At 63.7% G+C, this 12342-nt stretch carries 12 protein-coding genes; 5 read left to right on the forward strand and 7 right to left on the reverse strand.

The annotated features are described in order from the left end of the window. The first annotated feature begins 161 nt into the window (after positions 1-161). The 3 genes from VIF40_RS04210 (at position 162) to VIF40_RS04220 (ending at position 2144) form a co-directional block, all read left to right on the forward strand. Positions 162-425 carry a hypothetical protein gene (locus tag VIF40_RS04210; RefSeq protein ID WP_331936270.1) on the forward strand — a complete coding sequence of 88 codons (264 nt, stop codon included), beginning with the start codon at positions 162-164 and terminating at the stop codon, positions 423-425. A gap of 88 nt (positions 426-513) precedes the next feature. Further along, complete coding sequence (locus tag VIF40_RS04215; RefSeq protein WP_331936271.1) at positions 514-1359, forward strand: DUF692 domain-containing protein; 846 nt, start codon at positions 514-516, stop codon at positions 1357-1359. Next, positions 1356-2144, forward strand: coding sequence for a DNA-binding domain-containing protein (locus VIF40_RS04220; RefSeq protein ID WP_331936272.1), 789 nt, complete (start codon positions 1356-1358; stop codon positions 2142-2144). Before VIF40_RS04215 ends, VIF40_RS04220 begins: the two co-directional genes overlap by 4 nt. A gap of 51 nt (positions 2145-2195) precedes the next feature. On the opposite strand, the gene VIF40_RS04225 is transcribed toward VIF40_RS04220, so the two are convergent. From VIF40_RS04225 to VIF40_RS04240, 4 genes are read right to left on the reverse strand one after another with little or no spacing between them, the layout of a single operon-like run. Beyond that, complete coding sequence (locus tag VIF40_RS04225; RefSeq protein WP_331936273.1) at positions 2196-2699, reverse strand: DoxX family protein; 504 nt, start codon at positions 2697-2699, stop codon at positions 2196-2198. Continuing rightward, positions 2696-3475 carry a DNA-binding domain-containing protein gene (locus VIF40_RS04230; RefSeq protein WP_331936274.1) on the reverse strand — a complete coding sequence of 260 codons (780 nt, stop codon included), beginning with the start codon at positions 3473-3475 and terminating at the stop codon, positions 2696-2698. Before VIF40_RS04230 ends, VIF40_RS04225 begins: the two co-directional genes overlap by 4 nt. After that, positions 3472-4341: a DUF692 domain-containing protein gene (locus tag VIF40_RS04235; RefSeq protein ID WP_331936275.1), complete on the reverse strand. Its 870-nt coding sequence runs from the start codon at positions 4339-4341 to the stop codon at positions 3472-3474. The genes VIF40_RS04230 and VIF40_RS04235 overlap by 4 nt, the downstream gene beginning before the upstream one ends. Before the next feature lie 45 nt (positions 4342-4386). Next, on the reverse strand, positions 4387-4671 hold the full coding sequence (locus VIF40_RS04240; protein WP_331936276.1) for a DUF2282 domain-containing protein: 285 nt from the start codon (positions 4669-4671) through the stop codon (positions 4387-4389). 345 nt (positions 4672-5016) lie between these two features. Here VIF40_RS04240 and VIF40_RS04245 point away from each other — a divergent pair, with 345 nt between their 5' ends. Next, positions 5017-6960 (forward strand): adenylate/guanylate cyclase domain-containing protein, encoded by a 1944-nt coding sequence (locus VIF40_RS04245; RefSeq protein ID WP_331936277.1) that lies wholly within the window; start codon positions 5017-5019, stop codon positions 6958-6960. A gap of 9 nt (positions 6961-6969) precedes the next feature. Here VIF40_RS04245 and VIF40_RS04250 read toward each other — a convergent pair whose 3' ends face one another. Together VIF40_RS04250 and VIF40_RS04255 are read right to left on the reverse strand one after the other, a co-directional pair. Further along, on the reverse strand, positions 6970-7599 hold the full coding sequence (locus VIF40_RS04250; protein WP_331936278.1) for a FecR family protein: 630 nt from the start codon (positions 7597-7599) through the stop codon (positions 6970-6972). Between the two features lie 197 nt (positions 7600-7796). Beyond that, positions 7797-8627, reverse strand: coding sequence for a tyrosine-protein phosphatase (locus VIF40_RS04255; RefSeq protein ID WP_331936279.1), 831 nt, complete (start codon positions 8625-8627; stop codon positions 7797-7799). Between the two features lie 718 nt (positions 8628-9345). Here VIF40_RS04255 and VIF40_RS04260 point away from each other — a divergent pair. After that, a complete protein-coding gene (locus VIF40_RS04260; RefSeq protein ID WP_331936280.1) occupies positions 9346-10413 on the forward strand; it encodes an NAD-dependent epimerase/dehydratase family protein in 1068 nt (355 codons plus the stop codon). Positions 10414-10745: 332 nt separating this feature from the next. On the opposite strand, the gene tnpC is transcribed toward VIF40_RS04260, so the two are convergent. After that, a complete protein-coding gene (tnpC, locus tag VIF40_RS04265; protein ID WP_414684758.1) occupies positions 10746-12305 on the reverse strand; it encodes an IS66 family transposase in 1560 nt (519 codons plus the stop codon). Positions 12306-12342 lie beyond the last annotated feature (37 nt).

The raw sequence follows: 12342 nt of genomic DNA on the forward strand, positions 1-12342 counted from the left end.
ACGAATACGCCGACTCCCGCGCCAATCGGGGACGGAATTGCCACGAACCCACCTTTCTCCTGTAACTCTCTTCTCCGAGGGACGTATTATCAAACATGCGGGACCGATGTTCCGAGCCCGCGGGTCGCTCCCGAAGTGACTGAATGTCCAAGGAGACAAGAATGAAAACCAATATCGTTTCAGGCGCCTCGATCGCCGCGGCGGCTATCGCTCTCGCGGTGAGCGGCGCTGTCGTCACGCCCGCGCTCGCCAAGAAGGCGGCGCCGGTTCATTGCACGGGCATCAACTCCTGCAAGGGCCAGAGCGCCTGCAAGACCGAAAGCAGCGCCTGCAAAGGCCAGAACACCTGCAAGGGCCAGGGATGGCTGCCGGCGAAGTCGGCCAAGGCTTGCAAGGCGGCGGGCGGCTCCGTCGCCGAAATGTGATCGTCACGGCGCGGGCAAATCATCGGCGATGAGCTCTCGCCCGCGCCGATCTCATCATACTGCGCATGACGCGATCAGGGAGATCGACATGAGCGCTTGGCCGTCGCTCGGCTTCGGTCTCGGACTTCGATCGATTTATTATCCGGCGGTTCTCGAGCAAAAGCCGAGCGTCGACTGGTTCGAGATCGTTTCCGAGAACTACATGATTCCAGGCGGACGGCCGCTCTCTATTCTCGAGCGTGTCCGCGCGGATTACCCGATCGTGATGCACGGCGTTTCGATGTCGCTCGCATCGAGCGATCCGCTCGATTTCGACTATCTGACGCAATTGAAAGCGCTCGCCGAGCGCATCGAACCGGCCTGGATATCGGATCATTTGGCCTGGACCGGAGTCGACGGCGTCAATCTGCACGATTTGCTGCCGATTCCCTATATCCGAGAAGCCTTGGATCACGTCGTCGAACGGATCCGACGCGTGCAGGATTTCCTCGGCCGCAGGCTCGTCGTGGAAAATGCTTCGACCTATGCGACGTTCCGAGACTCCGAGATGGAGGAATGGGAGTTCGTCCGGGAAATGGCGGAACGCGCCGACTGCCTGCTTCTGCTCGATGTGAACAACGTCTTCGTTTCCGGCTTCAACCACGGGTTCGACGCGGCGCGCTTCATCGAGTCGATTCCGGTGGAGAGGGTCGCCCAACTGCACGTCGCAGGCCATACGACCTATGAAACGCGCAAGATCGACACGCATGATCAGCCCGTCTGCGACGAGGTCTGGACGCTTTTCGAGCAAGCGCGCCACCGGTTCGGCGACGTCTCGGCCATGATCGAGCGCGACGACAATTTTCCGCCATTCGACGAATTGCTCGCGGAACTGTGGCGCATGCGGGACATCGCGGCGAGAGCCGACGCCGGCCGCTCGAGGAGCGCGACATGAGGCTCCATGAATACCAAGCTCGGTTTCAAGCGAGCGTGATCGAAGGGCTCGACTCCGGCAAGGCCGAAATCCTCGATTTCGTCAGAGATTCGCCACGAACGGATCGGGAGACGCTGTTCCGCGTCTATGTCGACGCCTATCGCCTGCGCCTCGCTGAATTCGTTTCGAACGATTTCCCGATCCTTCGCGATTCCATGGGAGATGCGGACTTCGGTTCGCTCGTCGGCGACTACATCGATTCGGCGCCGTCGCGTCAGCGCAACGCGCGATGGTATGCATGGCGTTTGCCCGAGGTCATGCGCGAGAGCGAAAGATGGAAGGCCGACCGCGTCTCTTGCGATCTCGCGCTGCTCGAAAGAGGACTGGCGGACGCCTTCGATGCGGCCGATATGCCGGCGCTCGCGATCGACGCCCTCGCCGCGGTCGACGCCGGAGATTGGTCTCGCCTCATCTTCGTGTTTCATCCGAGCGTCGCAATGCTGGATCTCGCAAGAGGCGTCACGCGACTCTACAGCGCTCTCGCCGAGGAACGGGAAGCCGCGCCGGTCGACGACGGGGCGGAGACGACTCTTCTGTGGCGCAGCGACGATCAGCCTGTCTATCGCGAGATCGCCGAAGACGAGCGTCTCGCGCTCATCGAATCGCGTGCGGGGAAGAATTTCGGCGAGATTTGCACGCTCCTCGCGTTTCAGAATGGCAACGAGAATCTCATGGGGCGAGCCGCCGGCTTTCTCGCTCGTTGGTTCGTGGACGGTCTCGTCACGCAAATTTCGACGTCGGAGTGATGGGCGGAAGACCTGCATGAATCGCCGGTCTTCCGCCTTGTGCAGTCGGGCTCACGCCTTACGCGCGCGGCCGCCCAACAGATGGTCGATAGAAACAACGCCGGGCCCGCGCGCGACGATGAGGAGGAAGCAGGTCGCCCAGACGCCATGCGTCGGCCAAGCATCCGGATAGACAAAGACTTCGATCACCAGGGTCATTGCGAAAAGAACGGCCGCCGCGAACCGGCTCGCGAGCCCGAGAACGAGCAGCGCCGGAAACACATGCTCCATCACCGCCGCCAGATGCGCCGCGACGACAGGGTCGAGCAGTGGGAGCTTGTAGTCCTCTTTGAAGAGATAAACGGCGCTTTCCGAAACGCGCCACCCGTCGAGCTTCGTCTGTCCAGACTGCCAAAAGACGGCGGCCGGAAAAATTCGAGCGCCGAGCGCGACGAGTGAGTAAGGGATGCGCTCGAGCAGCGCGATCGATCGTCGAGTCGGACCGCAGAGCGGTCCACATGTCGCCGAATGCGTCGGCTGATTTGCGGTAGCGTTCATATTTGCGGTAGCGTTCATGCATCACCTCTGAATGCTGTGAAAAATCCCGCCGACAGCGCTTCGGCAAGGATCACCGAGAGATCGAAATTCGGCGTGTCCGCCGATGCTGTCTGCACGGCTGCGCCCAATTCGGCGCCGCTGGCGAGCCGAGCGAGCAAAAGCGCGCCGCCGGGCGCGAGCCGACGGGTCTCGACGCATGCGCGTGGACGCGTCACGAGAGCATCTTCGGCGATCCAGCGATCGATCGGGCCGACCTCTGCTTCCCCGACGTTCATAGACCAGATCGTGACGACCGGATGATCCGACGTGACGATCGTGACGGACGGGTGAATTTCGAATGTGAGCTCCGCCAGATTTTCATGAGGAACCGACGCCAGCGATTGCGGCGAAAGCGGCTCGACGTCGGCGGCGTGATAGGCGCGCACGCGCGCATTCTCGAGCCGCGCGACATCCGCCAGATAGGGCAGTTCCGTGGCGGGCGCGAAGGTCGCGATGAAACCCACGAAGCCCTCGCCATAATCGAGCAGCGCCGGAGATGTGGGCGGATGGCGACATACGAACTCGCCCGCCATGGCGGCGAAAAACGCCTGCCCAACCAGACGCTCGATGGCCGGGAACCGAACCGCCAGCGCGCGCACGAGTCCTCCGACGACGCTGCTCCGATAGACCTCGAAGCGCTCGGCGACCTCGCCTCTTTCGGAAATGACCGAAACGGGCATTGCGAGGCTCGGCTCGAGGAGAGCGGCGGCAAATTGCGCTTGGACTCTTTCCCACATCGGATGCGTCTCGTTCATGCGGATCTGTGCGAGGCGACGTCGAGCGCGACTTGCGCTTTCCGCGCCTCATGCGCCAATTCCGACCAATCGGGCACGTCATTATCCCACTCGACCAACGTCGCGATGGGGCCCGTCCGAGCGATGGCCTGACCGAACAAAGCCCATACGGCCTCGGCGACCGGCGCGCGATGTGCGTCGAGCAAAAAAGGATCGCCCCGCGCGTCTCTCGCTTCGAGATGGCCGGCCAGATGAATTTCGCGCACATGCTCGAATGCGAATTGCGAAAGATAGCCGCATGCGTCGAAAGCCTTGTTCGTCGCCGTCACGAAGATGTTCTCGACGTCGAGAAGAAGGCCGCAACCGCTGCGCTGCGCGATTTCGGCGAGAAACTCCGGCTCGGATATCTCGGACTGCGCGAAGGAAAGATAGGTCGCGGGGTTTTCCAGCAGAATTTGGCGCCCGAGAGCGCTCTGAACCTCGTCGATCTTTTCGATCACGCGTGCGAGCGTCTCACGGTCATAGGGCAGCGGCAAGAGGTCGTTGAAGAATACGCCGCGATAGGTCGACCACGCCAGATGTTCGGAGACGCCTTGGGGCTGATAGCGATCGCAAAGAATCCGCAATCTTTCCAGATGCCGGGCGTCGATCGGCTCCGCGGAGCCGATCGAGAGCCCGACCCCATGGACCGACAGCGGATAATCCTGCCGAAGACGGGTGAGCTGCCGATGCGGCGGCCCGCCATCGCCCATGTAGTTTTCGGCATGAACCTCGAAAAACGCCACCCGAGGGGCGCTCGCGAGGATCGCTTCGAAATGCGCGGGCTTGAAGGCGACCCCGGCGCCGGCGGGCAGAGTCGAAGAGAAGGTCGAAACTGTTTCGTCCATGCGTCCCTCCGAATTGCCTCGCCGGCTACACGCAATCGCGAGCGCTCACGTCCGTCGCTTGAGCGCTTCCAGAGAACCGTCGCCGAATGGAGTCTTTATGGTGACGCAAGTGCCGCGAGGAACGTATTTCCAGGCGTTTCCTTGATAATCTATTTTCGACGTTCCGGCGCAGGTGGCGCCCGGACCGGCGGCGCAATCATTATGGCCCTTGAGAGCCACGCCGTAACACTTTTCTTTTCCCTCTTCTTCCGCGGAGGCGGTCGATGCCACGAGGGTCAGGGCGGCCGACAGCGATCCGACCAAAGCCAAGCTGAATGCACGACGATCCATGATTTATTCTCCTCGAGGCGGCGAATGGCGGCCCACGATTCCCTATTCGGGCGGCCCGAGAAATTGTTACGGGCTCTCGATTTCGGGTGCAAGCGGCCGGAGAACGGGGATACAGGCGATGAAGACGAAACCGCATGTCGGTTTGCTGACGATTTATATGTCTGATTTTATGATAGAAAATGGCAAAGGCTTTCCGGCAATCGGCCGAGCGTGGCAATCTCGCCGGAAAACCCGATGATTTCCTCCTGCGCGCCATCGCGATTGACGCTATCGCGGGCGCTGTAGCAAAAGGCGCCGGCGCCCGCTCGATCCCGCGGGTCGGCGCCAAATGGCCGAACCGCACGGATGATCGACCTGCGCCGCCACATCAAACGCTTTCTCACGGCGCCGGCTGCTGTCGGCGGCCTCGGCGCGCTGATCTTCACGGCGCTCTCGGCCGGCGATCTCTACGGCGTCGCGAGCGTGCTGCGCGAGCGCGCGATCGACGCGATTCAGCGAGCCGCGCCGCGTGGGACAGGCGGCGCCGGCGTATTGGTCGTCGATATCGACTCGGCTAGCGTCGCGCGCGCCGGCCGCTGGCCGCTCCCGCGCGCAGACATGGCGCGGCTCGCGGAGCGCATTCTCGAAGGGCGCCCCGCCGCGGTCGCTTTCGACATTTTCTTCGATGGACCGGATCGACATTCGCTGCGCGCCCATCTCGAGGGCGCGGCCGATTCGAGATTGCGCGCCGCGCTCGCGCCTTTTCTCGCCGAGGCGCCCGATCCGGACCACGCCTTCGGAGAGACGCTCGAACGCGGCCAGACGATTCTGGCTGCGCTGGCCGGCGGCGCGGCGCCGCCCGCCGCGTTCAATTTTGTGCGTGTCGAAGGTCGAGCCGGCCTGGACATGGCGCGGCCGATCTCCGGCGCGCTCGCGCCTTATGAGCCGCTCGCGAGCGAGGCTCTGGCCCTCGGCGTATCGTCGCTGTTCGGCGAGGACGGCGGTATCGTGCGCAAGGCGCCGCTGCTGCTCTCTGTCCGCGGTCAGCTCGTTCCGGGCCTCGCGCTGGAGGCGACGCGCCTCGCGCAAAGCGTCGCCATGCTCACCGTCGACGCGAGCGGGCGGCTCGACACGGGAACGCGCCGTCTGCCGCTGGGCGAAGGCGGCGCGCTCCGCCTGCGCTGGTCCGATTCCGCCCATTGGGCGCAGCGCACGCGTTCCGCCGCCGATCTTCTAGAAGGACGCGTCGCCCCCGAGCAGTTCGAGGGACGCGTGGTCATCGTCGGCGCCAGCGCGCCGGAGGCGGGCGCACTGCGTCCGACGACGCTCGGCCCGCTGACCCCTACGGTGCAGATCCACGCCGAAGCAGCCGAGCAGATCCTCGCCGGAACAGCGCCGTTGCGCCCGCAATCCGCGCTTCCGATCGAGGTCGGCGCCGCCCTGGCCCTGGCCGGCATGGCCGCCGCCGTCGCCGGGCGCGTCGGCCCCACGACCGCCTTCGCCCTGCAGCTGACGCTGTCCGCGCTCTGGATCGCAATCGCCGCGACGGCGCTGATCTCCTACGATCTCGTCCTCGATCCCGCCGGACCTCCGCTCATCGTCTTGCTCTCCGGCAATATGGCCGCAGCGGCCGCCTTCGCCCGCACACGCCGAATGAAGGCCTTCATCTCGCGCAAATTCGAGCAATATATCTCCGTCGACGTCGTGCGCGAGATCATCGCCCATCCAGAACGGCTGCGACGCGAAGGCGAGATGCGCGTCATCACGGCGCTCTTCACCGACATCGAAAATTTCACGCCCATGACCCACCGCCTCGCGCCGCATGACCTCATCGCCCTGCTCGACATCTATCTCAGCGGTCTGGAGCGCATCGTCACCGATCACGGCGGCATGGTCGACGGCGTGACCGGCGACGCCATTCACGCCTTTTTCAACGTGCCGCTGGAGCGCGCCGATCACGCCGACGCGGCCATCGCCTGCGCGGCGGCGATCATCGAATTTTCGGAAAGCTTCCGCAAAGAGCCGCTCGCGGCGGAGGCGGGCTTCGGACGCACGCGCGTCGGTGTGGAGACGGGGCCGGCGATCGTCGGCGATGTCGGCGGCGCACGTCGCTTGAACTACACCGCCTATGGCGACGCGGTGATCGTCGCGTCACGGCTGGAGCAAGCGAACAAGCAGTTCGATTCGCAAATCTGCATCGGTCCGGGCGCGGCGGCGGCGGCCCAGCGGCGCGATCTGACGCCGCTGGGCGCGCTACGACTCAAAGGCCTTTCCGAAGACACGATGATCTTCACGCTCGAGGGCGACTGACGCAGCGCGTCAGCGGACGGAGTCGAGTGCCTCCTCGATGCGCGCCGCGCCCCATTTTTTAACCGGGGTCAGTTCCGGCGGATCGCCGTCGAGCAGTCCGGGCAGCACGATCACGCGCGGCGGCGCGAAATCGACGCCTTCTCCGGCCGTCAGCCGCGCGGACCCTGTCCGCGTGACGACGTCGACAACGCCTTTTTGGACGAAAATGCCGAACGTCCCGCGGCTGGGGCCCGCGAAAAACACTGTGCCACGCGCCGACAAAAGCCCATACGGCGTCTGGAGCTCGAAGGCTTTTTCAGCCCCCGTGGCGCGGTCGATCAGAACCGCGCCCTCTTCCAGCGTGGATCTGGCGGAGAGCTTCCCGACGAATTGGTCGACTTTCAGCGACGCATTGGCGCCGAGCCGCAGTCGCGTCGCGGCGCCGAGCTTGAGATCGAGCCGCGACGCATTGCCGGTCGTGGCGCGGTCGTTCAGCATGACCGCTGCGCCCGCCGCCGCCGGCGAACGCGCGTCGGCGCGCTCCAGCGCGGCTTCCCCCCGCGACGCGACCACCGAGCCGACCGGCTCCGCGCGCGTAGGTCCGAAGAAACCGACCGAGGCGACGGCCGCGGCGACGATAGCGAAGGAACGGTTAGACATGACGCAGCTTCCCTTTCGCCGCACTTTGCTGCGGCGACGGCCGAGGCGCAAGCCCTCCTGCGGAGCCAGGGCGACGGCCCGAAGTCGCTTCGAGGGAAGTCGGTGAGAAAATCGTCGCGCCAGCCGAATGGCCATAGGCGATAGCGCCACGCCGTCGATCTCCGACGGCTCGAACGAGCTCATGCCCGCGGAAGCCGCTACTGCGGCGCGCTATCGGCAGCCAACCCAACGCCCTTCAAAAGGCGTCTCCACAACCCCTTCGACTCGGGTAGCGTTTCCGCTTGCTCCGCCCCTGCGGGCGCCGCCATCGCCGAGGCGAGACGATTCTCCAAAATTCCGTAGGGCCGTCGCAAGACCATTTCGATAGCCTCACTTTCCCCGACGCGCTTGGCCGCAGCCTCATATCCGGCGCGCAATCGTGGCGCTCGGCGCCTGGCGCCATGAGCATCCGTCGCCAAAATATGACACATCCCCTCGTCGAGCATCCTCTCGGCCCAATATCGTGGCCCCCGACCAAAATCACCCAGCAAAGATCCGGCCGTGATCTGCATCCATACCCCAGCGTTGAAAAAGCGCTTCATGACGTCATAGCGCTGGTCGATCCACGACAATCGTTCGGGATGAGTCAGAACCGGCACGCGACCGGCCGCCATCAGAGCGAAGAAGGTTTCGTCGAGACGCGGCGGAAGGATATGGTGCGGTGGCTCTATCAGCACGAAGCGAGTGTCGTGCAGCGAGAGAATTGTCCCCGAACGCAGCCCGTCGACCAGATTGGGCGCGACATGCACGTCCGCGCCGACGACGAGATGGATCGCGATGCTCGCGTCGTCCAGCGCTCGCTGCAGCTGCGCGACCGCAGCGCGAATAGTCCAGCCATCATTATTGAACACACCGGGCATGATGTGTGGCGTGCAGGCGACGATAGCGACGCCGTCTGTCGCCATCATCCTCGCCATCTCCAACGACTCGTCGAGCGAACGCGAACCATCGTCGACCGCAGGAAGAATGTGACAGTGCAAATCGATCATATCAATGCCTCGAGGCGCCTGTCTCGAAATACGGACAATGAGCGCGAATAGTCTGCTTCGATATCACATTCGCGCTACGCTCGCCAGCTGTCGCCACACAGAATCGGCGCGCGTCGGCGTCCGCGCAGGATCGACAGGCGCTTCGAATAAATGCGCGGCATAGAGTTGAGCTCCGCTTCCGATTCGAGCCGGTCGTCGGCTCGGGTCCTCGCAATCAGACGCTTTCGACATCAGACAGCGCATCGAACGCGCGCTCCCTGTCGAAGCTACGGACTAACCACATGCGTCACAGTCGACCTTGCGAAAAACGGGACCGCCATCTATGAAAGCCCGCGCTTGGAGTCGATGCTCTTCGCGTCGCCGTTCTTATTTCGTCTCGATCTCATTGTCGCACCACAGACGACCGACGCTTTTCGAATAGGGGTCGAGTGGCATGCAACGCCTTTCGAGACGCCAAAATACTGAACCGCTCGGCGTTCATCGAAACGAGCGCGCATGACCCGGCGCAGCGAAACGGGCGAAACGCTGTTTCACGACAACGCAAATTCGAATTTCGATATCGGATGCTCAGACCGCCCAACGGCAATTCGATCTGAGCCTCATTTCGCTCCGACCCTTCGAGTGTCTTCGACGAAGGGTCTCGACATCCGGCCGATGCGACGTCGCCGAAACGCGGCGGCGGGTCTATAGCGCCGAGACGAACGCAGGAATCGATAGCATGGCAGTGGAGCGGTCAGAGTTCGAGGCTCGAGAGCTAGCGACTTCGGCAATCGCGACGCAAAAGCGAATTCTCGTCACGGGAACCGCTGGATTCATCGGCTTCTCGCTCGCGCGCAGACTACTCGCCGACGGACATATCGTTTGCGGCGTCGATGGCATGACGCCCTATTACGACGTCGCCTTGAAGCGGCGACGACATTCCATTTTGATGGCCTCCAGTGCTTTCAGCGCACATGAGTTCATGCTGGAGGATGCGGAGACATTCCTGAACGTCGCTCGGGCCTTCGAGCCAGACGTCGTCGTTCACCTCGCGGCGCAAGCGGGCGTTCGCTACAGCCTCGAAAACCCCCGCGCCTATGTCGACGCGAATCTCATCGGCACATTCAACGTAATGGAGGCGGTCAGGGTTCTTCGTCCCGACCACTTCCTCGCGGCGTCGACGAGCTCGGTCTACGGCGCCAATACGGAGATGCCATTCGGAGAGAATGACCGTTCCGATCATCCGCTCACGCTTTATGCCGCGACAAAGAAGGCGACGGAGGCGATGGCTCACTCCTACGCTCACGTCTGGAACCTGCCGACGACCTTCTTTCGTTTCTTTACCGTCTACGGGCCTTGGGGGCGCCCGGACATGGCCCTATTCAAATTCGTCCAAGCCATTCTTCGAGACGAGCCGATCGAAATCTATGGAAATGGCGAGATGTCGCGCGACTTCACCTATATCGATGATCTCGTCGAATCGATCGTTCGGCTGCTCCCGGCCATCCCCGCCGTCGGACACGCCGTCGCCGACACGTCCGATTCTCTGTCCCCTGCCGCTCCGTTTCGCATCGTCAATATCGGCGGCGGTCATCCTGTCGGGCTGATGACCTATGTCCAGTTGATCGAGCATCATCTCGGCCGAGAAGCGAATAAGATCATGCTGCCGATGCAAACAGGCGACGTGCCGGCGACATTCGCGCGAGCCGAGTTGTTGAGGTCTTTGACCGGGTTCGAACCACGGACGAGCGTGGATGAGGGGATCAAGCGCTTCGTCGCATGGTATCGCGAGTATCATCGGCTATGATTGCGGCATGATCCGACAGTATGTCCGGCGGCGCGGGCTGAGCCGTCGCATGGATGACGGCGCCGCTCGCAGGCAGGCGAGCGGAGCGCAAAGCGCCGAATTGGCCGCTATGGCCGGCCGTCAATGCCCTGATATCGAGCTGACCGGTCGATGGCTTTGTCTCGAACGAAGACGACATTCGTTCATAAAAAATCACAGCCTGTGCAACGTAAGCGCCGTTTCGATCCCATTGTCGCGGGAACGGAGGAACAGCTTGCAATTCATTGTGACAAGGCATTGCAATCCTTTGGCGCAATGCTTTGCCAGCGATTGGTCGGCACGCTGGCGAGCGATCAGGCGGCCGGCGCCGGCGGCGAAGATTTGAAGGCCCAGGGCATCAGCTCGTCGATGCGCGACTGCGGGTGACCGTCGGCGATCGCCTCGAGCGTCGCCTTCATCCAGGCATAGGGATCGACGCTGTTCAACTTGCATGTCGCAATGAGCGAAGCGAAACGTGACCAGGAACGTCCCCCTTCGTCGTGCCCCGCGAACAACGCGTTCTTGCGCGTGAGAGTCAGCGGCCGAATCTGATTTTCGACGAGGTTGGTGTCCATCTCGACGCGGCCATCGTCGAGGAACAGGGTCAGCCCGGCCCAATGATTCAGAAGATAGGCGACGGCCTTGCCCATGTCGCTGCGGCCGGAGAGGCGCGCGGCCTGGGCGCGCAAAAAATCTTCGAGCTCTGCGACGAGAGGCCGCGAGCGCTCGGCGCGAACGCTCTGCCGGATCGGCGCTTCTTTGCCCCTGATCTCCGCCTCGATTGCATAGAGCGCGGCGATGCGCGCCAGGATCGCTTCGGCGATGGGCGAGCCCGCCTTCGGCGTGGCGGCGATGATCTCGCGCCTGCCGTGGCTCCAGCACCAGGCGAGCTGCAACGGCGCGCCGCCTTTGCGTTCGGGGCGCGCCAGACGATGATAGCCGCCATAGCCGTCGACCTGGAGAACGCCGTCGAATCCTTCGAGCATCCGCTCGGCGTGCTCGCCGCTGCGCCCCGGCGCGTAATGATAGACCACGATCGGCGGATCGGCGCCGCCGTGCCCGCGGTCGTCGCGCAGAACGGCCCAGAGATAACCCGTCTTCGTCCGGCCGCGGCCGGGATCGAGAACCGGCGCCCGAGTCTCGTCCATGAATAGACGGCCGGACAGCTTCATCAGCACGCTCATGCGCTCGACGATCGGCGCGAGGTGGAAGGCCGTCGTTCCCATCCAATCGGCCAGAACGGCGCGGTCGAGCATGATCCCATGGCGCGCGAAGACCTGCGATTGACGGTAGAGCGGCATGTGCTCGCTGAACTTGGCGACCGCCACTTGCGCCAGCAGCGCCTCGGTGGGAACGCCGCCCTCGATCAGATGCGCGGGAGCCGGCGCCTGGGCGACGCCCGCGCATCCTTTCGGACAGGCGTAGCGGGGCCGCACGGTCTCGATGACGCGATATTGCGCCGGCGTCACGTCGAGACGGCTGGAGCGGTCCTCGCCGATCCGAACCATCAAGCCGCAGCCGCAGGGACAGGCGAGGCTCTCTGGCTCGATCACGCGCTCGACGCGCGGCAGATGGGCAGGAAAGGCGCGCGCGGCGCGGCCGGCGCGCGCGCTCGTCGCCGGGCGTCCCGAGCGGCGCGCGCGATCGTCCTCCCGCTCCTGGACTTCGGCGATGGCGATCTCGATATCTTCCAGAACGAGCTGCAACTGATCGGGATCGAGCTTCTCCGAACGCTTGCCGAAGCGTGCGCGTTCATATTCCTTGACGAGCAATTGCAGACGTTCGACCGTCTCCTTCGACGCCGCAAGCTCGCTCTCGATGTGAAGGCGCGCGGCGAGCTCATAATCGGCGCGGATGCGTTCAGCTTCGAGCATGGCGCGCTGCGCTTCGAACATTGCGCGTAGTTCGGCG

Source organism: Methylosinus sp. (assembly GCF_036560965.1).
In the GTDB taxonomy this organism is placed as follows: Bacteria; Pseudomonadota; Alphaproteobacteria; order Rhizobiales; family Beijerinckiaceae; genus Methylosinus.

What these genes read in the sequence shown, in the direction of transcription:
- VIF40_RS04210 (WP_331936270.1), top strand. Translation starts at nt 162, where the DNA reads ATGAAAACCAATATCGTTTCAGGCGCCTCGATCGCCGCGGCGGCTATC.
- VIF40_RS04215 (WP_331936271.1), top strand. Translation starts at nt 514, where the DNA reads ATGAGCGCTTGGCCGTCGCTCGGCTTCGGTCTCGGACTTCGATCGATT.
- VIF40_RS04220 (WP_331936272.1), top strand. Translation starts at nt 1,356, where the DNA reads ATGAGGCTCCATGAATACCAAGCTCGGTTTCAAGCGAGCGTGATCGAA.
- VIF40_RS04225 (WP_331936273.1), bottom strand. Translation starts at nt 2,699, where the DNA reads ATGAACGCTACCGCAAATATGAACGCTACCGCAAATCAGCCGACGCAT.
- VIF40_RS04230 (WP_331936274.1), bottom strand. Translation starts at nt 3,475, where the DNA reads ATGAACGAGACGCATCCGATGTGGGAAAGAGTCCAAGCGCAATTTGCC.
- VIF40_RS04235 (WP_331936275.1), bottom strand. Translation starts at nt 4,341, where the DNA reads ATGGACGAAACAGTTTCGACCTTCTCTTCGACTCTGCCCGCCGGCGCC.
- VIF40_RS04240 (WP_331936276.1), bottom strand. Translation starts at nt 4,671, where the DNA reads ATGGATCGTCGTGCATTCAGCTTGGCTTTGGTCGGATCGCTGTCGGCC.
- VIF40_RS04245 (WP_331936277.1), top strand. Translation starts at nt 5,017, where the DNA reads ATGATCGACCTGCGCCGCCACATCAAACGCTTTCTCACGGCGCCGGCT.
- VIF40_RS04250 (WP_331936278.1), bottom strand. Translation starts at nt 7,599, where the DNA reads ATGTCTAACCGTTCCTTCGCTATCGTCGCCGCGGCCGTCGCCTCGGTC.
- VIF40_RS04255 (WP_331936279.1), bottom strand. Translation starts at nt 8,627, where the DNA reads ATGATCGATTTGCACTGTCACATTCTTCCTGCGGTCGACGATGGTTCG.
- VIF40_RS04260 (WP_331936280.1), top strand. Translation starts at nt 9,346, where the DNA reads ATGGCAGTGGAGCGGTCAGAGTTCGAGGCTCGAGAGCTAGCGACTTCG.
- tnpC (WP_414684758.1), bottom strand. Translation starts at nt 12,305, where the DNA reads ATGCTCGAAGCTGAACGCATCCGCGCCGATTATGAGCTCGCCGCGCGC.